Genomic DNA, 26,677 nt, shown 5'->3' with positions numbered 1-26,677 from the left:
AAGCCATGAGTCCAGAGTCACTAATTGATATCTTTCGAGAAGCACTGGCCGTGATTGTGATTATCGTGTCGATGATTATTGTGCCTGGTCTTATCATAGGTTTAGTCGTGGCTGTCTTTCAGGCGGCAACGTCCATTAACGAGCAAACCTTAAGTTTTCTACCTCGTTTACTGACCACGTTATTAGCACTCATGTTAATGGGGCATATGCTGGTTCAGATGATGATGGATTTCTTTTTCCAGATGGTGGATATGATCCCCCAAGTCATAGGTTAACTATTTACAGGTGCTTATGAACATCGATTGTTATTTCCCGATGGTGAAAAAGAGCGGCTCACAGGTAATGATTAATCTGTATAGCAAGTTCTTAATGAATACGCGGAATTAATTATGGAGATCTTGCTCGATACCATCATGAACGGCATCGCAGGTTACATGTGGCCTTTAACGCGAATTTCCAGCATGTTTATGGTGATGGTCGTCTTTGGTGCAACGACGACTCCCACTAGAGTAAGGTTATTACTCTCTGTTGCCGTTACGGTTGCTGTCGCTCCAGTACTGCCTACTATGCCCACAATCGATCTATTTTCATTGAGTGCAGCCTTTATCACCGCACAGCAAATTGTTATTGGCGTCGCGATGGGGTTTGCCACACAATTGCTAATGCAGACCTTTGTCCTTACCGGTCAGATCATCGGTATGCAGACCAGTCTAGGTTTCGCCTCTATGGTCGATCCTAGCTCGGGACAACAAACCCCAGTTATTAGTAACTTCTTCTTACTGCTCACCACCATGATTTTCTTAGCGGTAGATGGTCACCTGTTATTGATAAAAATGGTGATCGCCAGCTTTGATTCTATCCCGGTGTCTATGCAAGGGTTAAGTCTGGCGAGTTACCGCCTATTTACCGAATTTGTGGGCTATATGTTTGGTGCAGCCTTGACGATGTCGCTATCCGCTATTGTGGCGCTGCTCACCATTAACTTGTCATTTGGTGTAATGACGCGCGCCTCACCACAGTTAAATATCTTCTCTATCGGCTTTCCTGTCACCATGATTGCAGGCTTGTTTATTCTTTGGCTAACTTTGTCACCCATCATGACGCATTTTGATGAAGTGTGGCGTGAAGTTCAGCTACTACTTTGTAATGTACTTGAGCTGCAATGCCGCGCCGATGGTGGGCTGTAATCATGCTTTATGGCGAATGGCTATCAGCAATAGTGTTCACGTTACAAGGTGGAGGGCGGCTATAAATGGCTGAAAACGATAGTAGCCAAGAAAAAACAGAGGAGGCCACCTCCAGAAAGTTGCAACAGGCCAAAGACAAAGGGCAGGTTGCACGCTCAAAAGATCTAGGAACTTCTGCCGTACTGATCGCGGCTTCGGTAGGCTTGTTAATGACTGGCCCCGATATCGCACAGGCGATGCATAACATCATGACGAAGTTATTTACGCAGAGTCGTGACGAGATTTTTGATACCAATCAGATGATGAATGTTTGGGGGATGGTAGGCACTGAACTTGCAGTCCCGTTGATGGGTTTTATTGCGTTTTTAGCCTTAATCGCATTTGCAGGTAATGTCGCCCTTGGTGGCATGTCATTTTCGGTTAAAGCTTTTATGCCCAAGGCCAGCAAAATGAGCCCTATGGCTGGGTTTAAGCGGATGTTTGGCGTGCAAGCCTTGGTTGAACTTACTAAAGGTATTGCTAAGTTCTCTGTGGTCGCCATTACTGCCTATCTATTATTGACCCTCTATTTAGATGATATTTTGATGCTGTCGCAAGATCACTTGCCAGGCAATATTTACCATGCTCTGGACATAGTGGTATGGATATTTATTTTACTTTGCGCATCCACTTTCCTGATCGTCATTATTGATGTGCCATTTCAGATTTGGAATCATGCCAAACAGTTAAAGATGACCAAGCAAGAAGTGAAAGACGAATACAAGGACACCGAAGGAAAGCCAGAGGTGAAAGGACGCATTCGTCAGTTACAACACGAGATGTCTCAAAGGCGGATGATGGGGGAAGTGCCCAATGCCGACGTTATTGTTGTTAACCCTGAGCATTACGCCGTGGCGGTTAAATACGATGCGACACGTTCTACGGCCCCCTTTGTGGTGGCAAAAGGCGTGGATGAAGTGGCGTTTAAAATCAGAGAAATTGCTAGAGAGCACGACGTGGCAATAGTCTCAGCTCCGCCACTGGCACGTGCTATTTTTCATACTACTAAAATTGACCAAGAGATCCCTGAAGGGTTATTCACTGCAGTGGCTCAGGTGCTTGCTTATGTATTCCAATTACGACAATACCAAAAGGGCAAGGGCAGGCGTCCTAATCCTGTTCCAATTAAACAGCCGATCCCAGATGAATTAAAACATTAAAGTCCTTTTTATGCCCAAAAATCAACCACTCGCAACGTCAGATATTCTTTGCTAGTCGCTTTCAGGTTATAGTCGCGACAATTCTTATAAAAATAATTGGTACAGTATTTGCTGTATTGGCGTTAGACGTCAAAGATCGGACTCAGGGTGAATGGAACTTAAAGCAAGTCTAGGCCAATTAAAACAGATAAAGCCTGCGCATTTAAAAGGTATTGGTACGCCGTTATTGGTTTTAGCCGCTCTGGCTATGATCATTTTACCTATGCCCGCGTTCCTGCTCGATATCCTTTTTACCTTCAATATCGCACTGGCACTCGTGGTACTCCTCGTTGCCATTTACAGCGACAGACCGCTAGATTTTGCTGCATTCCCTACCGTTTTGCTGGTGGCAACCCTACTCAGGCTTGCACTGAACGTTGCCTCAACGCGTGTGGTCCTGCTTGAAGGCCATAATGGTGGTGACGCGGCAGGTAAGGTGATTGAGGCCTTTGGCTCTGTGGTGATTGGTGGCAACTATGCCGTTGGTCTAGTCGTGTTTTTAATCCTTATTATTATCAACTTTGCCGTTGTGACAAAAGGCGCGGGGCGAATATCTGAGGTAAGTGCTCGCTTTACCCTAGACGCCATGCCAGGTAAGCAGATGGCGATTGATGCCGACTTAAACGCTGGCTTATTAACGCAAGAAGAAGCGCGTTCTCGCCGCGCTGAAGTGACCCGTGAAGCCGACTTTTACGGTGCCATGGACGGTGCATCAAAATTTGTAAAAGGTGATGCGGTCGCCGGTATATTAATTCTTGTGATTAACATTGTGGGCGGTTTTATTATTGGTATCGCTCAGCATGATTTATCTTTCTCTGCGGCAGTTGAAATTTATACCCTATTAACGATTGGTGATGGCCTAGTGGCGCAGATCCCCGGTCTACTCTTATCTATTGCCGCGGCTTTGATGGTAACGCGTCAAAATGAATCCGGTGATATGGGCGAAATGGTTATGGGGCAGATGTTTGACAGTCCCAAGGCGCTAGCCATCGCTTCAGGCGTGATGTTCGTGATGGGCATTGTGCCAGGTATGCCACATTTGGTGTTCTTATCATGTGCAGCGGCAGCTGGCGCGGGCGCTTACTTCATTAAGAAAAAGCAACAAACAGACCGAGAGCGCGCACTGGAGCTGGCAAAAACAGGTCCTGTTGAGCCTCGCGACTCGCAGCCAAAAGAGCTGAGTTGGGATGATGTACAGCATGTTGACACCATTGGCCTAGAAGTGGGTTACCGCTTAATTCCATTAGTGGATAAAGGTCAGGGCGGCGAGCTGCTTGGACGCATTAAAGGCGTGCGTAAGAAGCTCTCACAAGAGCTAGGCTTTCTGGTGCCAGCGGTTCACATTCGCGATAACCTCGATTTATCCCCCAATGCTTACCGGATCTCATTAATGGGCGTGGCATCGGGTGAAGCTGAAATTCGTCATGACTGTGAGCTAGCGATTAATCCTGGGCAAGTATATGGCAAGCTAGATGGTATCGAAACGAAAGACCCCGCTTTTGGTCTGGATGCGGTGTGGATCGCTCCCGAAATGCGTGAGCACGCACAAACCTTAGGTTACACGGTAGTGGACGCCTCAACGGTAGTGGCCACTCACATCAGCCAACTATTATCGAATAACGCCGCCAAACTGCTTGGCTATGAAGAAGTTCAGCAACTACTTGAAATGCTTGGTAAGCATTCGCCTAAGTTGGTTGATGGCTTTATTCCAGATGTGATGCCACTGGGCAGCGTCGTTAAAGTGATGCAGAACTTGCTCAATGAAGGTGTGTCTATTCGTGACATGAAGACCATCGTACAGACGTTACTTGAATATGGACCAAAGAGCAGCGACACCGAAGTATTAACTGCTGCGGTTCGAATAGCCCTAAAACGTATGATAGTGCAAGAGATCAGCGGACCTGAGCTTGAAATCCCTGTCATTACTTTGGCGCCAGAGTTGGAACAAATGTTGCATCAGTCTATGCAGGCAACGGGAGGCGATGGTCCGAATATCGAGCCAAGCCTTGCAGAGCGTATGCAGAAGTCGTTAGTGGACGCCACGCAGCGTCAAGAAATGGTTGGTCAGCCTGCAATTTTATTGACGTCAGGCATGCTACGTTCAACGTTATCGCGATTTGTTAAGCATACGATCCCTAATTTACGGGTGATTTCATATCAAGAAGTCCCCGACGAGAAGCAAATACGCATCGTCTCGGCAGTGGGTCAGTAGAGGTCGAATAATTGAAGATTAAAAGGTTTTTAGCAAAAGATATGCGCTCGGCCCTAGCCCAAGTTAAAGAAACCTTGGGGTCAGATGCTGTCATCATGTCAAACAAGAAAGTGACCGGTGGCATTGAGATTGTTGCGGCAGTCGATTATGACGAGCCTAAGCCAAAAATTGTAGAGGCTAAACCTTCTGCTGCTATGTTTACCGATCTTGCAGAAGAGAGGGTGACCTTAGGTGGCGCGCAGTCGAATATGAGAGCGGCCAACGTAAAAGCTGAAAGTCGCGCTCAATCAACGCCAGCGCCAGATTCTTTGCAGGCATTATTAGAGCGTCAGCAAAGTCGTATTAGCCAACAAACGCCGTCAACGCGCAGTGACAATCTTGATATGCCTGAATGGGCTAAAGGACTGCAAGCACAAGTGAAGCCGTCTGAACCTGCGAAAGCAGAGTTTACGCCTCATCGAGCGCCAGACAGTTTTAATGGCAGCAAACAGAACAACAGTGCCGAATTTGACGCGATGAAAGAAGAGTTAGCGTCAATTCGTAATTTATTGACGCATCAAGTGAGTAGCTTGATGGTCGAACAGAAAAAGCGGGTCGATCCTGTAGGAGCAATGCTTGAGAGCAAGCTGCTAGAGGCTGAGTTCTCTCCCGCGATAGCAAAGAAGCTATCGAGCCTTAGTGAACATTACTCTCCAGCAGAGTTAGTGGCCTCTTTGCCGCGTAGCTTAGCCAACTTACTCGATAACCAAGGCGATGATATTGTACGCCAAGGTGGCGTGGTTGCATTTGTTGGCCCAACGGGTGTGGGTAAGACAACGACAGTGGCTAAATTAGCGGCGCGTTTTGCGGCTTATCACGGCTCAGATCAAGTTGCGCTCATTACTACTGACCATTATCGCATTGGAGCCTTTGAGCAATTGGCAACTTATGGCAAAATAATGGGGTGCCCTGTAAAACAGGCTCATGATTTTAATGAGTTAGAACAAATACTCTATCAATTTAGAAATCGTAAGCTCGTTTTGATTGATACAGCGGGGATGGGACAAAGAGATCAGCGTTTATTCCAGCAACTCGACAGTTTAGCCGCAAATAGCAGATTACCAATACGCAGTTATCTGGTAATGTCTGCCACGGGACAGCGTCGAGTATTAGAAGATGCAGTAAAACAGTTTACACGTATTCCACTTTCGGGTGCAGTACTAACAAAATTAGATGAATCAATATCGTTAGCGCCTGCGTTAAGCGTCTTGATTCAAAGTGGGTTGCCTTTAAGTTATGTAACGGACGGACAAAGAGTTCCTGAAGATATGCAGGTGGCTGATACATTATCGTTAGCCAATCGCGCATTAGCTGCATTAGATAACAAACCTATAGAACCATTACATAATATTGAAGGGTCGCAAGAAATGACCTATGCATTTGAGTGAAGCCATGACTCCGGATCAAGCAAGCGGTTTACGTATGATGAATCAGCCAAATAATGAAAAAGTAAAAGTAATCGCCGTATCAGGTGGTAAAGGTGGCGTGGGCAAAACCAGCGTCTCTATTAACACCGCGGTTGCGTTAGCCGAAAAGGGCAAACGTGTACTGGTATTGGACGCGGATTTAGGTCTAGCGAACGTCGATGTGATGTTAGGTTTGCGTGCTGAGCGAAATTTATCTCATGTTTTGTCGGGAGAGGCCGAATTAGATGATGTGATCCTTCGAGGACCGAAAGGGATTGGAATTATTCCAGCCACCTCAGGTACTCAGGCAATGGTGGAACTGACTCAAGCACAGCATGCTGGCCTTATTCGCGCTTTTAGCGAAATGAGAACTCAGTTTGATATCTTGATTGTTGATACCGCTGCCGGTATTTCAGATATGGTATTGAGCTTTTCTCGAGCGTCACAAGACGTATTAATTGTGGTTTGTGATGAACCGACCTCAATTACCGATGCCTATGCGCTGATCAAAATCTTAAGTCGTGAGCACGGTGTGTTCCGCTTTAAGATTGTAGCGAATATGGTGCGTAGCTTACGAGAAGGCATGGAGCTTTTCGCCAAGCTAAGCAAGGTAACCGACAGGTTCCTTGATGTCGCGTTAGAGCTGGTCGCCACGGTACCGTTTGATGAAAATTTACGTAAGTCGGTACGTAAGCAAAAATTGATTGTTGAGGCTTTTCCTAAGTCACCAGCAGCCATTGCTTATCAAGGGCTGGCAAATAAAATTATGAGCTGGCCAGTACCGTCTCAACCTGGTGGTCACTTAGAGTTTTTCGTTGAGCGTTTAGTTCAACGTCCTGATTATCAAGAGGATAAATCGGGTGAATAAAGCGGCTGCGTATACTCGTTTTGATAATAAGACGTCTATCGTTGAACAGTATGCACCGCTTGTAAAAAGAATAGCCCATCATCTTTTGGCTCGTTTGCCCGCATCAGTTCAGCTAGATGATCTGTTGCAGGCCGGCATGATGGGGCTACTCGAAGCGTCATCAAACTTTGATGGTAGTAAAGGCGCCAAGTTCGAAACCTTTGCCGGAATTCGAATTCGTGGCTCAATGTTAGATGAAATTAGACGCGGCGATTGGGTACCACGTTCGGTACACCGCAATCAGCGCCGCGTGGCTCAAGTGATTGATGAACTTGAACAAGAGTTAGGACGTGATGCTCAAGATAGCGAAATCGCCGAGCGGTTAGAGATGCCACTCGATGAGTATTACAGCATTTTAAACGACGTATCAGTGGGCAAAGTCGTTGGTATAGAAGATTTAGGCGTGGCCGTTGAAGGTTTGAATCAAGCTGACGACCACGAAGATGATGCTTACGAGTCGCTCGCGGAAATACAGTTTCATTCTGCGCTCGTTGCAGCGATTAAATTACTACCAGAAAGAGATGCGCTGGTGTTGTCGCTATATTACGATGAAGCATTGAATTTAAAAGAGATTGGGGCCATTCTTGAGGTCAGTGAGTCTAGAGTTAGCCAGATCCATAGTCAGGCGATGCTCAGGCTCAAGGGTAAACTCAAGCATTGGACACAAGAATAAAATCATAATAATTGATACCACATTACTTGCGCATTTTAGGCGCGCTCCGCGGAGGAAACTTTGGACAAGAATATGAAGATTCTTGTTGTTGATGATTTTTCAACAATGAGACGTATCATTAAGAACTTGTTACGTGACTTGGGATTTAACAATACTCAAGAAGCAGATGACGGTTCTACAGCTTTACCTATGTTACAAAAAGGCGATTTTGATTTCGTTGTAACTGACTGGAACATGCCTGGCATGCAAGGTATTGACCTATTAAAGGCCATTCGTGCCGATGATAATTTGAAACACCTTCCTGTATTAATGGTGACCGCTGAAGCTAAGCGTGAGCAGATTATTGCTGCCGCTCAAGCAGGCGTTAACGGCTATGTCGTTAAGCCATTTACCGCAGCCACACTAAAAGAAAAGCTCGATAAAATTTTTGAACGCCTCGGCTAAGCAGGGATGAGCAATGCAGCAACAATTGTCAGGGCTGATTACTCTTGAACAAGCAGAGAGTCTAGTTGCACTTCTTAGTCAGGGAGAGCAGGAAAAAGCGGATGAATTGGTTAGAGAAATTTCTGCGCCCATTCAAAAAGATCTTTTTGATGAAGTCGGGCGCTTAACCCGTCAACTTCACAGTGCTATTTCTGACTTTCAATTTGATAGTCGTTTAATTGAATTAGCCAATACTGAGATCCCAGATGCAAAAGAGCGTTTGACTTATGTCATCGATATGACAGAGCAAGCGGCAAATAAAACCATGGATGCTGTGGAAGAGTGCTTACCTCTTGCAAGTGCATTAAGTGAAAATATTCAAGCTGTTAAGCCCGCTTGGGACAAGCTAATGCGTCGCGAGTTGCCGCTAAATGAATTTAAAACACTCTGCCACGATATCCAACAATTTGTAGAAAGAAGCGAGTCGGATGCAAGCCGAGTAAAAGAACTTCTTAATCAAATTTTATTGGCACAAGATTTTCAAGACTTAACCGGACAGATGATCCGTCGAGTGATTGAACTCGTTAGAGAAGTTGAGAATAGCTTAGTGTCGATGTTGACAGTATTTGGTGAGCAACCTGCAAACGCGGTTGACGACAAGCCAAAGCTAAATGTTGAAGCTGAAGGTCCTATTATGAATGCAGAGCACCGCCAGGACGTGGTGACAGGTCAAGATGAAGTTGACGATCTGCTTTCGAGTTTAGGTTTTTAAGGGAGTCAGAGAATGTCCTTTGATGTTGATGAAGAGATACTGCAGGACTTTTTGATCGAAGCTGGTGAAATATTAGAGCTTCTACAAGAGCAATTAGTTGCGTTAGAAAATAATCCTGATGATACCGATTTATTGAATGCTATTTTCCGCGGTTTTCATACGGTGAAAGGTGGCGCAGGGTTCCTAGGTTTAGCACCTATGGTCGATGTCTGCCACGAAGCAGAAAATACCTTCGATTTACTGCGCACAGGAAAACGTGAAGTCTCTGCTAATTTGATGGATGTCATTTTACAGGCTGTAGACTCAATCAACTCAATGTTTGCTGAAACTCAAGCAGGGCAAACTCAATCCCCAGCAGAACCAGCGCTATTAGCTCAGCTTAAAACGTTAAGCGCGGGTGAATTGCTAGCATCTGAAATGGCCGAGACAGCGGCTCAAGCCTCAGCAGCCCTAGAACCTACTGTCACCGCTGTTGCAGACTCTGTTTCTGTGGTTGAAGGTGTAGATTTCGTTGCACAAGCTCCAGGATCTGAAACGATTGCACAAGTGTCGGCAACAGGCGGCAGTATCGATGATATTGATGATATCGAATTTGAAGCCTTGCTTGATGCACTCCATGGTTCGGGTAACGGTCCTGGTCAGTCAGCTGAATCTACTGCTGCACCATCCTTATCATCATCTGATGACATTTCTGATGATGAATTTGAATCTTTACTTGATGAGTTACATGGCTCTGGTCAGTTTAAAGTTCAGTCGGCAGCGCCTGCGGTTATTGAGACAAGCGGCTTTAATGTCGATTCAGATGAAATTACTGATGACGAATTTGAACGCTTACTTGATGAGCTGCATGGTTCTGGTACAGGTCCAGGTAAAGGGACCAATATTGCTGAAAATAGTGTTGTTAAAAATAGTGTTGCTGAAATTGACCATGGCGCGTCACAGCAGCATAAAGCGAGTCAATCTGAGCCAGTTGTACAGGCAATAACGACCTCGCAGCAGGTATCAGCTGTTAAGCCAGAAGCTAGACAAGAGCTTAAACAAGAGCCTAAACCTGCAGCTAAAGTCGCCCCAAAGCCAGCTGGCAATAATGCGCCCCAAGCGGAAACAACAGTACGAGTTGATACCTCAAGGCTTGATCAGATCATGAATATGGTCGGAGAGCTGGTATTAGTCCGTAATCGATTATTGAGTCTTGGCGTGGCACGTGAAGATGAAGAGATGTCAAAGGCCTTAGCTAACCTTGACCTGGTCACTGCCGATCTACAAGGCGCGGTGATGAAAACTCGCATGCAGCCGATTAAGAAAGTCTTTGGGCGTTTTCCTCGAGTGGTTCGTGACTTAGCTCGAAGCCTAAATAAAGAGATTGATCTTGTTATGATCGGTGAAGATACCGATCTGGATAAAAACCTTGTTGAAGCGTTAGCCGATCCCTTAGTCCATTTAGTCAGAAACTCGGTCGATCATGGTATTGAAATGCCTGATGCTCGTGAGGCGAATGGCAAGGCACGCACAGGTACAATTACATTATCTGCTAGCCAAGAAGGCGATCACATCCTGCTTAAAATTGAGGATGATGGTGCAGGTATGGATCCAGAAAAGCTCAAAGGCATTGCTATTAGCCGCGGCGTGCTCGATGAAGATACCGCTGCACGCATGAGCGATGAAGAAGCTTATAACCTTATTTTTGCCCCAGGATTTTCAACTAAAGTTGAGATCTCTGATATTTCGGGTCGTGGCGTGGGAATGGACGTGGTTAAGACCCGTATTACCCAGCTGAACGGTTCGATTTATATTGGTTCACAACTGGGTAAAGGCACACGTCTTGAAATCAAGGTGCCATTGACGTTAGCGATTATGCCGACCCTGATGGTTGAAGTCGCCAAGCAAGTCTTTGCTTTACCTTTGTCGAGCGTGAATGAAATATTCCACTTAGATTTGACTAAGACCAATGTGGTTGACGGTCAGTTGACGGTGATTGTTCGTGATAAAGCTGTACCGCTGTTTTACCTTGAGCAATGGTTATCTCGCAAGGCATTGAGCTTTAGGCACGGTGACAAACAGCATGGCCATGTGGTTATTGTCCAACTAGGTACGATGCAAATTGGTTTTGTGGTTGATTCACTCATTGGCCAAGAAGAAGTGGTGATAAAGCCACTAGGCACATTGCTGCATGGTACGCCGGGCATGGCTGGTGCGACCATTACCTCTGATGGTGGTATAGCGCTGATCTTAGATGTACCGGGCCTACTAAAGCATTACGCACGTAACAGGAGCTAACACGGGTTAGCATAGGGAATAACAGGCATTGCCTTGTTATTCCCTTTTTTACATACAGCATTGAGCGAGCCAGTGGTGCGGTATAGGGATTTAAATGGGCATTAAAGTTTTAGTCGTTGATGATTCGAGTTTTTTCAGACGACGTGTTAGCGAAATAGTGAGTCAAGACTCTGAGCTTGAGGTGGTGGGTACCGCGTGTAATGGTGCTGAGGCCGTGAAGATGGCTGCAGAGTTGAATCCGAATGTGATCACCATGGACATCGAAATGCCTGTTATGGATGGGATCACTGCGGTAAAGCAGATCATGGCGAGCAAGCCAATTCCTATCTTAATGTTTTCATCACTGACCCATGATGGCGCTAAAGCCACATTGGAAGCATTAGACGCGGGTGCTTTAGACTTTTTACCAAAACGCTTTGAAGATATCGCCAGTAATAAAGATGACGCGATAGCGCTATTGCAGCAACGAATTCGTGCGTTAGGTCGTCGACGTCTATTTAGGCCGATTGCTCGTCCATTGTCTGGCAATGACAGAGTTCAGCCTAGCGGTGTTAGTGCTACTAGTAGTATTAGTAATGAGAGAGCCGCGGATAGGATCCGTAGTTCATCGAGCCTTTCTCGCTCAGCCGTTACAGCTACAACCGCTGCAAGCACACTTGAAAGGCCCGCCAGTCGAGCAAGTGTTATCACTCGTGGTAGTGGCAAAAAATATAAAGCATTACTTATCGGTACCTCTACAGGGGGGCCAGTTGCACTGCAAAAGGTGTTAACTCAATTACCTGCGAATTATCCGCACCCCATTTTGCTTATTCAGCATATGCCAGCGGCTTTTACGCCAACGTTCGCAACCAGACTTAATAGCTTGTGTAAGATTGAAGTTAAAGAAGCTGAAAGTGGCGATCAGCTAAGGCCTGGCTGCGCATACTTAGCGCCTGGCGGCATGCAAATGATGCTAGAGCGCGGTGGGGCTTACGGCAGAATTAAGGTGATAGCGGGTAAAGCCGATATGAATTATAAGCCTTGTGTCGATATTACCTTCGCATCAGCGTCTAAAGTAATTGGCGGCGATGTGCTTGCTGTTGTCTTAACCGGTATGGGTGCAGATGGTCGCGAAGGGGCCAGAATGCTTAAAGGTATTGGCGCTACAGTGTGGGCTCAGGATGAGGCTAGCTGTGTGGTTTATGGTATGCCGCAAGCGGTAACTGCGGCAGGTATCGCCACGAAGTCTATTGCGTTAGAGCATATGGCTGAATCGATTATTAAAGAGACCATTAATGGCTAAAGCGGCTTTGAGGCAACGTGCCGAAAGAAAAAGTGCCGTAAGAAAAAGCATCATAGCGCAACGGGGCGAAGTGAATACGCTGTCATTGCTATTGATGTTTTTGCTAAGTATTGCCTCTTTTACGTTTGGTTCACTCTACTTTGAATCTCAGCATAAAAACAAACTGTTAACCAATGAAGTACAGAAGCTGCAAAGCAGCCAAATCTTATTGATGGTCCCCGATGAACAGGCTGAAGTGATGTCTAACTGGATGGCTGAAAATCCACATTTTGTACAGTCTTTTGTCGATAAGGCACTGCAAGGTGAGTCAACGGTTTTACCCATAGGGCCAGGAGTTACGCAAGCAACACAAGTTAAGCAACTTACGCAAGCAACAAAAGTTAAGCCAGAGACACCAGCTCAGCCAACAAGTCATCTTGATGAGACTCGTTCAGTAAATAAGACGTTAAAACATAAAGCAGAGACAAGTGATAAGCCGCTTGCAATACAGCAAGACGTTAACAGGGCGCTAAACACTGAGCTTGTTAAGCATAACGATATGAGTCGTCAGGCGAGCGCTGTGACAGTGTTAGAAAGCGATGATGGAGTGAAACTCATTAGTTTGCCCCATGGCGGAATTAGAGTCACAACCAGAGAGCCAGAAGATTAAGTGGTGTGAGCTTTGACAAGGGCAATCATTCATTTGATTACAGCACAATCTTCATTGAGCGATAGAGTGCAAAAGTTGAGCGGAGTAATAACGTTGAGCCATAGCACTGATCACTAACACTGATCACTAACATTAAGCACTAACACTGAGCAGTACAGCTGATTAACAAGCGCTAAAACAAAATCTTATAACCGGGGATTATCCTTTGAAAATCTGGACCATAGCAAACCAAAAAGGTGGGGTGGGGAAAACAACAACTGTTGCCAGTCTAGCGGGTGCGTTTGTGAAACGTGGTCTGAAGGTGTTGATGGTTGATACCGATCCCCATGCATCCCTTGGGTACTATCTTGGTATTGATAGTGAGCAATTACCCTGTTCTTTATACGATCTGTTTTTAGCGAATAAGCGATTAACGAGTGATGTCGTACAGGCTCATATTGTACCGACCAATGTCGTGGGATTAGATTTAATGCCCTCAACGATGGCGTTAGCGACGATAGACCGGAGTTTAGGTCATCAAGAAGGCATGGGGCTCATCTTAACCAAGGCCTTAAAGTTAATCGAAGATAGGTACGATGTAGTATTGATAGATTGCCCGCCAGTACTGGGGGTGTTAATGGTTAATGCGTTAGCCGCAAGTGAGCATATTATTGTGCCGGTGCAAACTGAGTTCTTAGCACTAAAAGGTCTAGACCGTATGGTGAAAACCATGTTGTTAATGGGGCGCTCAAAAAAAATCCAATACAGCTACACGATAGTGCCAACCATGTATGACAAACGCACTCGCGCGGCCTCAGCTGCATTGTTACAACTTAATGAAGATTATAACCAAGAGTTATGGCAGGACGTGATCCCTGTTGATACCAAATTTAGAGATGCCAGTTTGAGCCATTTACCTGCTTCCCATTACGCCCCTAATAGCCGTGGCGTAAAAGCGTACGATAGATTACTCGATTATTTACTTGCGAAGGGCTTATCACATGTCAAAATCAGTTGATGATGCAGTATGTGATTATTTCTCGTTGCTGCTTAATGAGCCGCAAACAAAGTGCGCAGTAGCGAGTAGGGTAACAGAAGGCGATTACGCACAAAGCAAAACCCTAGAATGCACAAAATTAGCAAGCCGAGAGGCAGATGAGCGCCTAAGTCGACAAGCATTAGAGCAATTGTTCGCTCGCTCACCTCAAGAAAGTGCCAACAAAGTTGAGCCGCAATACTCGACAGCGACGTTAGCCAGTGCTGACACTCTTACCGATATTTGGCCTGCTGTCGGCATAGCTTCAATTAGCCATGATTCAAATTTTAGTCATCATACAAAAATTGAACCTGAGTCTGAGTTGCTCGCTGACTCAGCAGTTATCAGTGATAGCGCCCAGCCGCAGGATCTAACGCCTCAAACTACAGAGCAATTAATCAATGAGCCTTTAGTGTCTACTCAAACACTATTGGAGCAGCTAGATGAAGAGTTTCAGGTGTTATTTTTTAAAGTAGCGGGTTTGACGCTAGCAGTACCTTTAGTGAGTTTAGGGGGCATTGTGAGTGTTGATAAGATCACTCGTCTCATGGGACGGCCGTCTTGGTATATGGGAGTGCAACAGCATCGAGAAGCACAACTTAATGTTGTCGATACTTGTGCTTGGGTGATGCCTGAAAAATATGATGAGCAATTAAGCGAGAATGTGACCTATCAATATGTTGTTCTACTAGAAAATAGCGATTGGGGCCTTGCGTGTGAGTCATTAGTTGACACAATATCGATTAAAAAATCTGACATTAATTGGCGTAGCCAAGCAGGTAAACGGCCATGGCTTGCTGGTGTGGTAAAAGAGCGTATGTGCGGCATTTTAAATGTTGAGGCCTTGGTACAGATGTTGGGTTCAGGCTTAGGCTGTCAAGACTGGGTAGTCAAGACAGCATAACCATATAAAGTTCGGATGATTTTTATTTACTCATCGCCCCATAGTATTAACGACTTAGAGTTGCGCAGGGGGGCTAAGGTAAAGCTGTTCAGGTAAAGTTGCTCAGATAAAGATGCCACACTATTGATGCCAGTGTATCTATGACCTAGTAAAGATGCTTGGGTAAAGAAGCCAAGATACAGAAGGCAAGGTAAAGAATAGTGCTGAGCAGTCGATACAGGGCAATAGGGAAAGATTGTTGGCAGTCTTGCATTAGACTGCGATGCTTGCACCATAGTAAAAATGAGCACCTATTTTAGATAATAGATTTATTAATGGGAATTCAATGGCTATATGCGGCATAGAAACAAGTAACTATCTATTTTAGTTATCAATATTATGCGTACTAGCACATTATTAGCATTTAACAGTGGTTAGCCAATCGGTTTGGTTGGTATAAATATTAAAGAATAGATTAGACAAATAGCTGCAGAGCTATAGATTGAGGCGATTATGACAAGTTCAAACAGTGTAGCCGTAGCAGCGGGAACCGAAGATGCAGTGTTACAGTGGGTAACATTCAAGCTCGATAATGAAACCTATGGTATCAATGTAATGCAGGTACAAGAAGTATTGCGTTATACCGAGATAGCGCCTGTACCTGGTGCGCCTCACTATGTATTAGGTATTATTAACTTACGTGGCAATGTTGTCACCGTTATCGATACCCGTTCACGTTTTGGTTTAGCGTCAGCTGACGTAAATGATTCAACGCGTATCGTTATTATTGAGGCTGAAAAGCAGGTTATCGGTATTTTAGTCGATAGCGTTGCTGAGGTTGTTTACCTGCGCCGCTCTGAGATTGATAACGCACCGAATGTAGGAACTGAAGAGAGCGCCAAGTTTATTCAAGGCGTGAGTAACCGCGAGAGTGAATTATTGATTTTGGTTGATCTAGATAAGTTACTATCTGATGAAGAGTGGATGGAACTAACGCAGATTTAAAGTCGGGGCGAGAACGGACTTCGTCCTGCTAGGGCGTTCGCAGGCTCACTTCGAGGACGCTTCGCTGCTAGGTCCTAGGAAATGCAAAAGCAAATGCAAAAGCTTGTATCGATTAAGTGTAAAGTTTCTTTTGCCAAACCTAGAACCTTCTTTTAAAGTAGGTCGGCATTTATGCCGTCGTTTCTATAGATGGCATCAGTATTTGATGGGCTAAATCCGAACCTACAAAACATAACTTGCTGAGTCTAGAAGTGACTCAGTCTGTTCGTTTTAATTTTTTGATATTCCTAGGATCTCGCTCCTTCATAGTTTTAATCTAGAAGGAGCAACGCGACGCCTTTCTTCGTGTTTCCGTAAGCGAAGCGTTCCTTAGTGACATTCAGTTAATACAAATAGTCACGTGCCGTAAGACCGCAGGCCGTTCGTCTTAGCCTTACTGTTTATTGATTTTCCTAGAACCTGATTTTCCTAGGACCTAAGTCCTTCTTCGCTTTAACCTAGAAGGAGCAAGGCGACGCCCTCGAAGTGACGCAATCACGCTCTAGCAGCGTCCTTCTTAGATATTTAAAAAATGAGTTATTAATGATTTTTGAAGAAATTTTAATCGCAGCAGCGTTACTATTCATCGTTGTCTGCCTTGCGTTGGTGTTTTATTTACAAAAACAGACTGGCGAGCTACGAGCAAAAGTTGATGCGTTAACTTTGTTAGTAAAAGAAGGCGATAAGCAAAGAGAAGCCGTTAAGCGCGAACTACAAGAGCTTAGAAGTGGCACCATTGGTGTTGGGCGTCGAATGCTAGAGCTTGAGAAAAAGCTAACACAACAAGATGAAAAACTGGAAGAGAGTAGCCAACAAGATCCGCAAGCTAGACTATATTCTCGTGCAATGAAGATGGTTGCCCTAGGCGCAGGCGTTGCAGAACTGATTGAAGAGTGTGAGCTACCAAAAGCCGAAGCCGAACTGTTGATCCGACTGCATGGAAAGTAGCAGGACGTTCGCAGGCTCACTGCGAGGACGCTTCGCTTACGGATAACGGAACGTTCGCAGGCTCACTCACAGAACGCTGCGCTGACGGTACAAGCGAAGAAGAATCTAGGGCGCTGCGCTTCTAGGTGCTAGAGCTGACTTCGTCCTGCTATACAATCAAAGGCTGAGACGAACGCTGGGCTTACGGATAACGGAACGTTCGCAGGCTCACTCACAGAACGCTGCGATGACGGTTTAAGCTAAGACTATACAGGCTGAGATGAAACCTCCTGGGGCTGTGAGAGCCAAGATGAGAGCACATAAAATAATTTTTTGTAGGTTGGGCTTCAGCCCATCAATCTGGGAGGCAAACACAAAATTTGTCGGGATAAATCCCGACCTACATTTAAAAGGGTTAGTACTGGCTAAGATGCTACAGACTAAGACGGTACAGGCTGAGTCTTCTGACTTATTTATCTCCTTCACTTTTTCGGCTTTGTATTCCAATTACCGCAGTGTTTTTTTTGTTTTCCGTAAGCGAAGCGTTCCATAGTGACATCAAATCAAACAGTCATGTGCCGCAGGCCGTTCATCTTTGTTTTTTCGTCTTTCTTTGCTTTCCATCTTAGCTTTCACCTAGGACCTTTCTTTGCCTTTCCTCGGACCTAGGACCTTCTTTAAACCTCTTCCATTATCTTATGATGTAAATTGTCCCATTTTTCTGGAAACTTGCCGTCTAGCACATATACAAACGCAATTAGCTCTGCGATAAGTAAGTAAAGCTCGGCTGGGATCTCATCACCAACCTCTAATCGCTGTAAGAAATCACACAGATGTTCATCTTGATGAATATGAACCCCTGCTTGTTGGGCTATGGCGATAATCTCTTCTGCGAGTTTATCTTCACCTTTTGCAGTGACTTTTGGCGCACTACCCGCCTGGTAATTTAGCGCTACAGCTTTTGTTGGTTTGTTAGACTCTTTCATTGTAGTGTTCAACTAGTATTTCCCTGGTCATAGGTTCACTGAAGGCTAAATCTTGCATTGTGAGTTTATACATGAACTTTCACTAAGTAATGCTCGCCAGGCAAAATGCTGGCAGGTACATTTTCTTGTTTAGTCGTTACTGAAACTTGACTAAAGCCGACAGCTTCGATTTTGTGCGTAAGTGCTGGCGTTAGCAGTTTTATTTTAGCTATCAGGGTGTCACTACTGCTGCAGAAGTTTAGCTTAAGGGATCCGTTTATTGGCTTTTCATGATTTCTATTTGCTTGTGCTGCTTGTGCTGCTTGTGCACTAATTAATAATGGGCCACTGGCTAAGTTAAACTTTAATTGTAGTTTCCACGTGCAGCTGTGTTTATTAGCACTATCTTTATCTGGAACGTTTTGCTTAGTATTGTTTTCTTTTTGCACATGCACTTCTAATTGCTCTTGATAATGATTGATAGAGTAGGGCAGAGCAAAATAGTAATGAGTGGCCACTTCAGTTTTAGTTGATGCCTGCTGATAAAGACTTAAATTATTAAAAATGTTTGCCAGCGACTCGTTAACCAGTGCTGCCTCGAGTAATTTCATTATTGCCTCAGGGAGCGCTAGGTGACTTTGTAGCTTTGCTAGCTTTTGCATGAGTTCGGGTGAAATACTTTGCGATGAGGCTCTTGCTAATAGCAATTGAAGCAGTAAACCCATAGTGCTGAAGTGACTCGAAAGTGACGTATTAAGCCATTCGTTGGGAGAGACTGAGGGGCTAAAGAGTTGAGCTGTGATTAGCTTTAGCCGTTGAGGCTGACTCAACTCGGTTAACGTTTCAGGCATCATCATAGGGAGCGACTTGAGAAGCACGCTGGCAAGACTTTGTTTTGTATTAAGTGTGGCAGCGGCCAATTTTGGGAGCCCACCGGCTTTTATCAGTGCACCAGCTAAGAAGCCTTCACGAGTGGCTGCATTTGAGATTTGAGTAGAAGCTTGAGCTGTTTTGTCCGTTATTTCAGTTTTGTTTAAGCCCGTTACATCGCTATCAGCAAGCTTCACTTCGATGCTTTCTAATGCTTTGAATAATTTTCTATATTGAAAGTTCATATCGGCTTTTTGAGCTGATTTTGAGTCCGGTTTTTGTACTATTGGCTGACTTGCTATTTCGTTCTGTTTTTCGTCTGATGCCTGCTCAGGGATCAGGTTAACTTCAGTTTGTAACTTAATCGGGACTAACTGCAGGAACAACTGATCATTGGTACTTTTAATCGATGCCACATAGTGCCCACAACTGAGAGAGCCAAGGCTTGCTAACTCGATCCTTGGACCTTTATCAAATATTAGCTCACTGTCATGTATTTCTGCGTTCGGTAGTTGATAGCCATCTTTACGTTTAGCTAATAGTTGTAATTTTTTTTCTTGGCCATTGGCATTGCTAATTATGGTTAGCAGAGCTTGCGGTAAAGGGAGTCTAAGTGTCTGGCCTAAGGCTAAAAGTATGCTCTGTTTTATAGTGCCGTTGATTTGCACTATATTTAACATGAAGTTTGAATATTGGTTAAGGCGCGGTAATTGGGTCTCTTGCGTAGGTTTTAGGCTAAAGCTCTTACCTGCAAGCATAACGCTCAGCCCACTTTGATGACTTGTTCCGAGTTGAGGACCTAATCCTGGTTGAGGAGTCAGCAGCGACACCGGTACCAAAGAGCTAACAGGCTTTGCCGTTGACAAACCTTTGCCTTGTTGATGATTTGCAGCTGTAAAGAGTTCCGTTACCGTATTCAAAGTATGCTCTTGTTAAGTGTTACAAGGGTTTAAACGACTGCTTAGATATGTTTGTACACAAATTTATGTTTGATCTTATAGGCTTACTCAGTATCCTTATCCACCTTAAATGTAAAAATAAAGATTTTCGACTACTTTTATAAATTTTTGGAACCATAAACGGTCTTGTTACGTATATCGACACTAAGGCTACAGCACTTTAGCTTGAATTTTGCTTTAACAGATGTACGATGCAAAGTGACATAGATTGATACTGTTTTTATTGAATTAAAACAAATTGCTAGCGATAGTTAGTCGAAAACTTAATATGAATTTTTATCTTATGTATTAAGGCGTGAGTCTAAATGCGTGAAAGTAATGACGAGTACATGGACTCCTTTTCAAAGAGACAATTATGAAGTTTAAATGGATTGTGCTTTCTCTGGCGATATTTGGAATGCCTTCAATTGAAGCTGCAGAAAATGCCACTGATCCCACTATGGATAGTGACCAGCAAATAACGGTAACCTATAACGACCCAAGAGATCCCATAGAGGGCTTTAACAGGGCGATGTGGGACTTTAACTATCTGTTTATGGATAGATACTTTTATCGCCCCGTCGCACATGGCTACAATGACTATGTCCCGCGACCGCTGAAAAGTGGCATTAATAATTTCGTACTTAACCTTGAAGAGCCATCGAGTCTGATAAATAACACGTTACAAGGTAAGTGGGGCTGGGCTGCAAATGCTGGTGGACGTTTTACGGTTAACACCACATTAGGGCTACTCGGGACAATTGATGTAGCCGACATGATGGGCATGCCACGTAAACAAGACGACTTCAGTGAAGTGCTTGGTTATTACGGTGTGCCAAATGGTCCTTATTTCATGGCGCCATTTTTCGGTCCATATGTTACTCGTGAAATCGCCTCAGATTGGGTTGATGATCTATACTTTCCCCTGTCTGAGCTAACGTTTTGGCAATCAGTACTAAAATGGGGTCTTAAAAACTTGCATACCCGAGCATCTGCAATCGATCAGGAACGATTGGTTGATAACGCTCTAGATCCATATACCTTTGTTAAAGATGCTTATTTTCAGCATTTGGATTATAAGGTATATGACGGCGATGTACCTCAAAGTGACGATGATGACGAGTTGCTTGACGAATATATGCAAGAACTAGAATAACATTGGTAGAGTGGGGAATAACAACTAAAAGCTCTACTTAACACGCAAACAAAAAGTGTTGTTTGCGTTGTTGTCAATTAAGGGCAGTTTATGGCGCTAAAAGAGCTTACGATACTTTTTGTTGAAGACGATCCAGTTTTTCGTAAACTGGTCACATCTTATCTAGATAGCCGCGGTGCAGAAGTAATAGAAGCTGATAATGGTGAGCAAGGACTCACTCGCTTTAAAGAACAACAGTTTGATATTGTCATTGCAGATTTAAGTATGCCCAAACTCGGTGGTTTAGATATGCTTAAAGCGATGAATAAACATAGGCCTGGCACTCCTTCGATCATCATATCGGGTAACCAAGCAATGTCTGATGTTATTGACGCATTAAGACATGGTGCCAGTGACTACCTCGTTAAACCTGTCTCTGATTTATATCTAATCGAAAATTCCATTCGCGAATGTCTGAATAACTCATTTGAAGAGTCATTGAATTTTGATGAGCAAGAATCCTTATCCTATCTTGAATTAAATGAAAATTTGGCGTTATTGGAGCAAAGTAGCGAAGCCGCTAAAAGCGTACAACAACAGCTTTTCCCGCCGAGTCGGGTTGAGTATAGCGATGTTGTGATTGACTATAGCTTGTTTAATACCAACGAGGTGAGTGCCCACTTTATCGATACCGCCATGATAGATGAAAACCATGTCATGATGTATATGGCCCACTTTCATCCTCATGACAACCGAGCAGCGTTTGCTTCAGTGTTACTAAAGAGCTTTGTAAATCATAAACTCAAGTTGTATAGCAACGGTATGTCACCTGTCATCACCGAACCTTTTAATATGCTGGTCTATCTTAACGATCGTATGGCTAAGTCTCGACTTGGCATTGTGGTTGATATGGCGTATGTCGTGGTCGAACTCACTCAATATCGAGCCGCTATTGCGACAGCGGGAAGTGAATTTAGGTGTTATCTAAAAAACAATGAGGGGTTGTCACCGATAGCGCTTGCAGATTCTCTACAGCTTGGCATGACAAATTGGAGCAAGCCTAGTGTTCAATTTAGAACCCTGCTGTTTGGAGAGCAATTATGTATCTCTACTCAAGTAAGCAAACACAAGCAACAACTGTTAGATAATCAGTTCTATGGATTGATCCATGACCCAAGCACACAGCCCGGCGGATATATTCAACTGTCATTAAAATAGGGGCGATCGCAGAAAAGAGCGCAAGCGGAGAAGCGGAACGGTTTACAGCCTACGGTGTACGGAACGTTCGCAGGCTCACTTACGGAACGCTGCACTGACGGTTTTAAGCTAAGAAGATCGGCCTTTGGCCTGCTAGTACAGCCTACGGCTGGCTAGAGCGTTGCTTTGCTCCTGCTAGATTACATACAATCTGAAAGCTGAGACGTAAAACGGATTACAGTGTCCTTTGTGTGCATGGTTTTGGTTTTTAACTAGTGATTTAAAGGCTTTTTTACCATGAAGCGCTCCGAGTCCCAATAACATCCGTGTTTAACGGCCAGTTCGCTATCCCTAGCTCTCGCTTATTAGCACATGGCTTCGCCATATTCGCCGTGGTGAATAGCTTTTGGCTTTTGATTGCAGCGTGAAGCACATTTCTCTGTGGTGCATAGCTTTAATTTTTGATTACAGCATGAAGAGCGTTCTCACCACGAAGCGCTTCGCTTTCACGGAGGACACGGAGAAGTGCAAAAGAGCAAAATATCTGTTGATTGACTTGCTGTTTTTGATCTTGCGGTTGATTTTCTTCGTGTTGCGTAGCGCTCCGAGTCCCAATAGCATCCGTGTTTAACGGCCAGTTCGCTATCCCTAGCTCTCGCTTATTAGCACATGGCTTCGCCATATTCGCCGTGGTGAATAGCTTTTGGCTTTTGATTGTAGCGTGAAGCACATTTCTCTGTGGTGAATAGCTTTGGCTTTTGATTGCAGAGCTAAGCGCATTTCTCTGTGGTGAAAAGCCAAAAGTACATTACAGGCCGTGTTTGTAGCTTGTCTGACCTTCCACGCCTCTGCTTAAACCAGCTTTAAATCTTAAAAACAAAAATGCCAGAAGATGACTCTTCTGGCATTTTTCTGTTTCAAGCTTTTCCGGCTTTAGTCTCAGATTCGACCGTCTTAGCGCTAACCGTCTTAGCCTAAACCGGATCTCTTATCTTCTAATCGCTTCATGCTCTGCAGTAACAGCAATCTCTTCTTCTAGAGCTTGCTCTTCAGTATGCGGGCCATCCTCAGCACCGTGCATCCAGTCAACTAGCTTATCAGCCATGAAGTACAGGATAATACCTGAAATTGCAGAGGTAATTGCGATGCCAGCAAAGATAGCCATAGCATTTGCAAGCTGCTCTTCTTTTTCGCCAGCATGTCCAATAAATGAACCTACCACGCCGCCAACCTTGTTAGCGATAGCAATGAACAAGAACCATGCACCCATCATTAATGAGGCGATACGCAGTGGAGCAAGTTTAGTCACCATAGATAGGCCGATTGGAGATAGACATAACTCACCCATAGTATGGAAGAAGTATGCACCTACTAACCACCACATGCTTGACTTAGCGTTAGCGTCGCCGCCCATCTCTAATACAGCACCGATCATAAATAGGAAACCAATACCGAGTAGCACAAGACCTAATGCAAATTTAACCGGTGAGTTTGGCTCGTTTTTACCTAAGCGGATCCAGATAGAGGCGATTACTGGCGCAAAAATAACAATGAACATGGCGTTAAGAGATTGGAACCATGTAGTTGGAACTTCCCAACCGCCAATCATGCGATCGGTAAAGTCATTTGTGAACAGGTTCATCAAACCACCGGCTTGCTCAAAACCAGCCCAGAAGATGATAGTGAATAAACCCATAACCATGATCACTTTAATGCGATCGCGCTCAATCTTAGTCAATGGCTCTTTACGTACATCACCTGCAGCTTCGGCTCTTTCTTTTTCAAGCTTAGCCGCTGGCTTGCGACCAATGTCACCAAGTAATCTTTGTGCAAATACGAATTGAATGATCAGTGACAGCACCATACCAACACCGGCGCACAAGAAGCCCATCTGGAAGTTACCATCGTAAGCAGCAACAACCGAGCCTACAATAATACCTGAAAGGAATGCACCTACGTTGATACCCATATAGAAGATGGTGAATGCACCGTCACGGCGATGATCGCCTTCTTCATACAGGTCGCCAACCATAGTTGAAATGTTTGGCTTAAACAGACCGTTACCCAAGATTAACGTACCAAGACCAAAATAAAAGGCCAAGGTTTCAGAACCAGGGATCCAGTTGTGTGGCAGCGCCAAGATAAATTGACCAGCGGCCATTAAGGCACCACCAATCATGATAGATCTACGTTGGCCCAGGTAATTATCGGCTAACCAACCACCTATCAGAGGGGTCAAATATACAAGACCGGTGAACGTACCATAAAGCGAAATAGCCTCGCCCTGTGTCCAACCAAGACCGTGTCCGCCTTCAGATTGTACTTTATCAACTAGATACAACACCAAAATGGCGCGCATTGCGTAATAACTGAATCGTTCCCATAGTTCTGTTGTAAACAACAGGAACAGTCCCTTAGGATGCCCGAGCATCGTCCCCTGAGGTTTTGCTACGCTCATGTATTCTTCCACCTTCGCTTGTGATTGCCTGCAACTCAAATATCGCTACAGAAATTTGTTTTACTTAAATTATTACAGCTTCTAATTAACGTAATTAGCCAAGAGGTGTTAAGTCTGTGGTGTTTTTGTTAATCAAAAAGCTGTTTTATTGTTGGCTTGTATTCTAGTTTTTGTCATTTGGCGCTGAAAATAGCGTCAAATGCGATAAAGCCTACCTTATATACCCTTTATGGACGGCTAAAGTCAATTTTGAAAACGTAACTGCCGACTTAATAACCACTAGAGTACGATTGACTGAATCAGTGGCTTAATCAGTGATCAAACAGACATTAGAAATGAGGCTTAGGCTTTACTTTGATTCGTCTCGGCTTTCAATTTAGCTTACAAATTTGCTAGTATCCATGCGGCGAATAGGGTGCCACTGATTGTAAAGTGCGCTCGTTAGATTACATGAGAGAACGAAATGAAGGCTTGGTATCTACTATATTGCAAATCTCGGGGCGAAGCTCGAGCTCAGCAAAACTTGGCGCTTCAGCAAATTGAAACTTATCTGCCTAGTTACCCAGAAGAAAAGATACAAAAAGGGCAAACAAGTATACGACGCGTATCGCTATTTCCCAGTTATCTATTTATCAACTTTGACCCGCAAGTTACCAGCGTGGCCAAAATTCATAACACACGTGGCGTGATAAGAATCGTTGGTTGTAAAGAACTAATGACACCGATAGATGACAGCATTATTCATGCAATCAAAATGCGCGAACATAAGCTGCTATCAACAATATCCCCGCAAGAAGATGAAGCCATAACGCTGCCAAAGATAGAGGTAGGGGATAAAGTCCGTTTTACTCAAGGTCCATTTACTGAGTTAGAAGGGATTTTCGATGAATCAAATGGTGAGAAGCGCTGCTTCGTACTGTTTGATTTGATGGGTAAACAGCAACGAGTAGCCGTTGAAAGAGATGCGATAAAACCGATTAAATAAATTACCTAGCCCGTTTAAGCTTAATAAATCAAAAGTAGGTATTTTACTATTAAATTTGTAGGATATTTGCCATAGCGACAATCGCGACGCTAGATTTTTTATGCGCTTTTATGGCGGTAACTATAGGTGTTAACTTTAGGTGTTAGTTTTAGCGGTTAGCTTTAAGTGTTAGTTTTAGGTGTTGATAGTGGGAATAACAAGATTGAATACTTAGTTCAGTTTAGTTATTAGCTCAGTTATTAGCTCAGTGTATTAAGAGTATGGCCTAGGTAGACTGTAGTCTAGCCATAGATAAAATGTAGTGGCTGAGCGAGGGCTGTACCATTGAGTCTTTAACGGGTAAGCGGCTAATTTAGTGCATTAGCATTAACTGAGTTCAGAACTAAGTGATTAAACCATTAAGCGCAAAAAATAACTAAAACCTAACGACAGAGTTTACAAGTGCATAAAGATTCAGCAACTAACGCAAGTGATTGCTTAGAGTTACTGCTCAAGTAAGCTCGTTAGTGTATAATTCTGCGCTTCTCAAATTTTTACCTTTGTAATGCATTGGTGAAAAAAGCTGTAACTTTGAGGAGCAGTCTCTATAGCATGAGGATGGCTCGTCTTTTTACGAGTAACTGGTTATGAGTAACCGATTAACTAATGAATTAGTAACTGATTAGTTACTAATTATAGTGGCTGATTGTCGCGATTAGTAACTTGTAAGGCTAGCTGTCATGTTAGTGATGTTTTAAGACTAACTCTCATGTTAGTGAAGTCGTTAGTATAGAACAAATTGCTTTACTCTGTTTTTAAGGCCAAGTTTGCAGAAACTATGACTATGTTAGAGCAAAGAGAAAGAGAAAGAGAAAGAGAAAGACAGAAATAAGTTGATTTAAGATAGAGGCACGAGCTGAACCTACCTTAAGTTAATTTGAAAGTAACACAAAATTAGACATATCCGCCAAGCGGATGGGCACGTTGGAAGCCGCAATCCATGGGCGGTAGCGTGTCTGAGAACTGAGAAGGTTCTAGGCTCTAGGTTCTAGGGCGTTCGCAAGCTCACTGCTAGGAAAGCCAAAGACCAAAATCAACAGCAAACAACATTTAGCTTTAGATGCTAATGATTTCCCTCGAACCTAGAACCTTCTTTAAAAGTAGGTCGGCATTTATGCCGTCGCTTCTATAGATGGTATAAGTATTTGATGGGCTA

At 44.1% G+C, this 26,677-nt stretch carries 23 protein-coding genes; 19 read left to right on the top strand and 4 right to left on the bottom strand.

Translation table 11 applies throughout. The annotated features are described in order from the left end of the window. The first annotated feature begins 5 nt into the window (after positions 1–5). The 14 genes from fliQ to ACVBIU_RS12360 all read left to right on the top strand — a co-directional run bounded on the left by fliQ (position 6) and on the right by ACVBIU_RS12360 (position 14,984). On the top strand, positions 6–275 hold the full coding sequence (fliQ, locus tag ACVBIU_RS12425) for a flagellar biosynthesis protein FliQ (RefSeq protein WP_447161403.1): 270 nt from the start codon (positions 6–8) through the stop codon (positions 273–275). 114 nt (positions 276–389) lie between these two features. Then, complete coding sequence (gene fliR / locus ACVBIU_RS12420; protein WP_447161402.1) at positions 390–1,187, top strand: flagellar biosynthetic protein FliR; 798 nt, start codon at positions 390–392, stop codon at positions 1,185–1,187. Positions 1,188–1,252: 65 nt separating this feature from the next. Further along, positions 1,253–2,386 (top strand): flagellar biosynthesis protein FlhB, encoded by a 1,134-nt coding sequence (gene flhB / locus ACVBIU_RS12415; RefSeq protein WP_447161401.1) that lies wholly within the window; start codon positions 1,253–1,255, stop codon positions 2,384–2,386. Positions 2,387–2,537: 151 nt separating this feature from the next. Continuing rightward, positions 2,538–4,637, top strand: coding sequence for a flagellar biosynthesis protein FlhA (gene flhA, locus ACVBIU_RS12410; RefSeq protein WP_447161400.1), 2,100 nt, complete (start codon positions 2,538–2,540; stop codon positions 4,635–4,637). An 11-nt stretch (positions 4,638–4,648) separates the two neighbouring features. Further along, a complete protein-coding gene (gene flhF / locus ACVBIU_RS12405) occupies positions 4,649–6,064 on the top strand; it encodes a flagellar biosynthesis protein FlhF (RefSeq protein WP_447163928.1) in 1,416 nt (471 codons plus the stop codon). A 4-nt stretch (positions 6,065–6,068) separates the two neighbouring features. Further along, positions 6,069–6,950 carry a MinD/ParA family protein gene (locus ACVBIU_RS12400; protein WP_447161398.1) on the top strand — a complete coding sequence of 294 codons (882 nt, stop codon included), beginning with the start codon at positions 6,069–6,071 and terminating at the stop codon, positions 6,948–6,950. After that, on the top strand, positions 6,943–7,662 hold the full coding sequence (locus tag ACVBIU_RS12395) for an RNA polymerase sigma factor FliA (RefSeq protein WP_447163929.1): 720 nt from the start codon (positions 6,943–6,945) through the stop codon (positions 7,660–7,662). Before ACVBIU_RS12400 ends, ACVBIU_RS12395 begins: the two co-directional genes overlap by 8 nt. Before the next feature lie 60 nt (positions 7,663–7,722). Then, the gene (gene cheY / locus ACVBIU_RS12390; RefSeq protein WP_012276572.1) at positions 7,723–8,106 is read left to right on the top strand and encodes a chemotaxis response regulator CheY; all 384 of its coding nucleotides are present in this window, start codon (positions 7,723–7,725) and stop codon (positions 8,104–8,106) included. Positions 8,107–8,119: 13 nt separating this feature from the next. Then, positions 8,120–8,857, top strand: coding sequence for a protein phosphatase CheZ (locus ACVBIU_RS12385; RefSeq protein ID WP_447161396.1), 738 nt, complete (start codon positions 8,120–8,122; stop codon positions 8,855–8,857). Between the two features lie 12 nt (positions 8,858–8,869). Further along, positions 8,870–11,134 carry a chemotaxis protein CheA gene (locus ACVBIU_RS12380; RefSeq protein ID WP_447163930.1) on the top strand — a complete coding sequence of 755 codons (2,265 nt, stop codon included), beginning with the start codon at positions 8,870–8,872 and terminating at the stop codon, positions 11,132–11,134. A 94-nt stretch (positions 11,135–11,228) separates the two neighbouring features. After that, entirely contained in the window at positions 11,229–12,416 is a 1,188-nt protein-coding gene (locus tag ACVBIU_RS12375; RefSeq protein WP_447163931.1) for a protein-glutamate methylesterase/protein-glutamine glutaminase, read from the top strand. Further along, complete coding sequence (locus tag ACVBIU_RS12370) at positions 12,409–13,065, top strand: hypothetical protein (RefSeq protein WP_447163932.1); 657 nt, start codon at positions 12,409–12,411, stop codon at positions 13,063–13,065. The genes ACVBIU_RS12375 and ACVBIU_RS12370 overlap by 8 nt, the downstream gene beginning before the upstream one ends. Before the next feature lie 205 nt (positions 13,066–13,270). After that, a complete protein-coding gene (locus ACVBIU_RS12365; protein ID WP_447161392.1) occupies positions 13,271–14,062 on the top strand; it encodes a ParA family protein in 792 nt (263 codons plus the stop codon). Next, complete coding sequence (locus ACVBIU_RS12360; protein WP_447163933.1) at positions 14,046–14,984, top strand: chemotaxis protein CheW; 939 nt, start codon at positions 14,046–14,048, stop codon at positions 14,982–14,984. Before ACVBIU_RS12365 ends, ACVBIU_RS12360 begins: the two co-directional genes overlap by 17 nt. 26 nt (positions 14,985–15,010) lie before the next feature. Here ACVBIU_RS12360 and ACVBIU_RS12355 read toward each other — a convergent pair whose 3' ends face one another. Next, the gene (locus tag ACVBIU_RS12355; protein WP_447161390.1) at positions 15,011–15,259 is read right to left on the bottom strand and encodes a hypothetical protein; all 249 of its coding nucleotides are present in this window, start codon (positions 15,257–15,259) and stop codon (positions 15,011–15,013) included. A 217-nt stretch (positions 15,260–15,476) separates the two neighbouring features. Here ACVBIU_RS12355 and ACVBIU_RS12350 point away from each other — a divergent pair, with 217 nt between their 5' ends. Beyond that, positions 15,477–15,968, top strand: a complete 492-nt coding sequence (locus ACVBIU_RS12350; protein ID WP_447161389.1) for a chemotaxis protein CheW — start codon at positions 15,477–15,479, stop codon at positions 15,966–15,968. 582 nt (positions 15,969–16,550) lie between these two features. Beyond that, positions 16,551–16,955 (top strand): DUF2802 domain-containing protein, encoded by a 405-nt coding sequence (locus ACVBIU_RS12345; protein ID WP_447161388.1) that lies wholly within the window; start codon positions 16,551–16,553, stop codon positions 16,953–16,955. Between the two features lie 656 nt (positions 16,956–17,611). Here the strand turns inward: ACVBIU_RS12345 and ACVBIU_RS12340 are convergent. Together ACVBIU_RS12340 and ACVBIU_RS12335 are read right to left on the bottom strand one after the other, a co-directional pair. After that, positions 17,612–17,920 carry an EscU/YscU/HrcU family type III secretion system export apparatus switch protein gene (locus ACVBIU_RS12340; protein WP_447163940.1) on the bottom strand — a complete coding sequence of 103 codons (309 nt, stop codon included), beginning with the start codon at positions 17,918–17,920 and terminating at the stop codon, positions 17,612–17,614. A gap of 65 nt (positions 17,921–17,985) precedes the next feature. Further along, the gene (locus ACVBIU_RS12335) at positions 17,986–19,689 is read right to left on the bottom strand and encodes a hypothetical protein (protein WP_447163934.1); all 1,704 of its coding nucleotides are present in this window, start codon (positions 19,687–19,689) and stop codon (positions 17,986–17,988) included. Positions 19,690–20,083: 394 nt separating this feature from the next. On the opposite strand from ACVBIU_RS12335, the gene ACVBIU_RS12330 reads away from it, so the two are divergent. Together ACVBIU_RS12330 and ACVBIU_RS12325 are read left to right on the top strand one after the other, a co-directional pair. Then, entirely contained in the window at positions 20,084–20,863 is a 780-nt protein-coding gene (locus tag ACVBIU_RS12330) for an MlaA family lipoprotein (protein ID WP_447161386.1), read from the top strand. Positions 20,864–20,953: 90 nt separating this feature from the next. After that, positions 20,954–22,060, top strand: coding sequence for a response regulator (locus ACVBIU_RS12325; protein WP_447163935.1), 1,107 nt, complete (start codon positions 20,954–20,956; stop codon positions 22,058–22,060). 967 nt (positions 22,061–23,027) lie between these two features. Here the strand turns inward: ACVBIU_RS12325 and ACVBIU_RS12320 are convergent. Continuing rightward, on the bottom strand, positions 23,028–24,497 hold the full coding sequence (locus ACVBIU_RS12320) for a peptide MFS transporter (protein ID WP_447161384.1): 1,470 nt from the start codon (positions 24,495–24,497) through the stop codon (positions 23,028–23,030). Positions 24,498–24,960: 463 nt separating this feature from the next. Between ACVBIU_RS12320 and rfaH the strand changes: the two genes are divergently transcribed. Beyond that, positions 24,961–25,482 (top strand): transcription/translation regulatory transformer protein RfaH, encoded by a 522-nt coding sequence (gene rfaH / locus ACVBIU_RS12315; protein WP_447163936.1) that lies wholly within the window; start codon positions 24,961–24,963, stop codon positions 25,480–25,482. Positions 25,483–26,677 lie beyond the last annotated feature (1,195 nt).

The organism is Shewanella sp. 30m-14, from assembly GCF_052977125.1.
Note: the sequence above shows the minus strand (reverse complement) of the source record. Positions and strands in the feature narration are given on the sequence as shown.

Bases quoted from the DNA above. Each gene is read 5' to 3' on its own strand.
- ACVBIU_RS12345 (WP_447161388.1), top strand. From the start codon at position 16,551: ATGATTTTTGAAGAAATTTTAATCGCAGCAGCGTTACTATTCATCGTT.
- ACVBIU_RS12380 (WP_447163930.1), top strand. From the start codon at position 8,870: ATGTCCTTTGATGTTGATGAAGAGATACTGCAGGACTTTTTGATCGAA.
- ACVBIU_RS12355 (WP_447161390.1), bottom strand. From the start codon at position 15,259: ATGGTGCAAGCATCGCAGTCTAATGCAAGACTGCCAACAATCTTTCCC.
- ACVBIU_RS12400 (WP_447161398.1), top strand. From the start codon at position 6,069: ATGACTCCGGATCAAGCAAGCGGTTTACGTATGATGAATCAGCCAAAT.
- ACVBIU_RS12350 (WP_447161389.1), top strand. From the start codon at position 15,477: ATGACAAGTTCAAACAGTGTAGCCGTAGCAGCGGGAACCGAAGATGCA.
- ACVBIU_RS12340 (WP_447163940.1), bottom strand. From the start codon at position 17,920: ATGAAAGAGTCTAACAAACCAACAAAAGCTGTAGCGCTAAATTACCAG.
- rfaH (WP_447163936.1), top strand. From the start codon at position 24,961: ATGAAGGCTTGGTATCTACTATATTGCAAATCTCGGGGCGAAGCTCGA.
- flhA (WP_447161400.1), top strand. From the start codon at position 2,538: ATGGAACTTAAAGCAAGTCTAGGCCAATTAAAACAGATAAAGCCTGCG.
- ACVBIU_RS12385 (WP_447161396.1), top strand. From the start codon at position 8,120: ATGCAGCAACAATTGTCAGGGCTGATTACTCTTGAACAAGCAGAGAGT.
- ACVBIU_RS12330 (WP_447161386.1), top strand. From the start codon at position 20,084: ATGAAGTTTAAATGGATTGTGCTTTCTCTGGCGATATTTGGAATGCCT.
- ACVBIU_RS12370 (WP_447163932.1), top strand. From the start codon at position 12,409: ATGGCTAAAGCGGCTTTGAGGCAACGTGCCGAAAGAAAAAGTGCCGTA.
- fliQ (WP_447161403.1), top strand. From the start codon at position 6: ATGAGTCCAGAGTCACTAATTGATATCTTTCGAGAAGCACTGGCCGTG.
- fliR (WP_447161402.1), top strand. From the start codon at position 390: ATGGAGATCTTGCTCGATACCATCATGAACGGCATCGCAGGTTACATG.
- ACVBIU_RS12320 (WP_447161384.1), bottom strand. From the start codon at position 24,497: ATGAGCGTAGCAAAACCTCAGGGGACGATGCTCGGGCATCCTAAGGGA.
- ACVBIU_RS12375 (WP_447163931.1), top strand. From the start codon at position 11,229: ATGGGCATTAAAGTTTTAGTCGTTGATGATTCGAGTTTTTTCAGACGA.
- flhB (WP_447161401.1), top strand. From the start codon at position 1,253: ATGGCTGAAAACGATAGTAGCCAAGAAAAAACAGAGGAGGCCACCTCC.
- ACVBIU_RS12325 (WP_447163935.1), top strand. From the start codon at position 20,954: ATGGCGCTAAAAGAGCTTACGATACTTTTTGTTGAAGACGATCCAGTT.
- ACVBIU_RS12360 (WP_447163933.1), top strand. From the start codon at position 14,046: ATGTCAAAATCAGTTGATGATGCAGTATGTGATTATTTCTCGTTGCTG.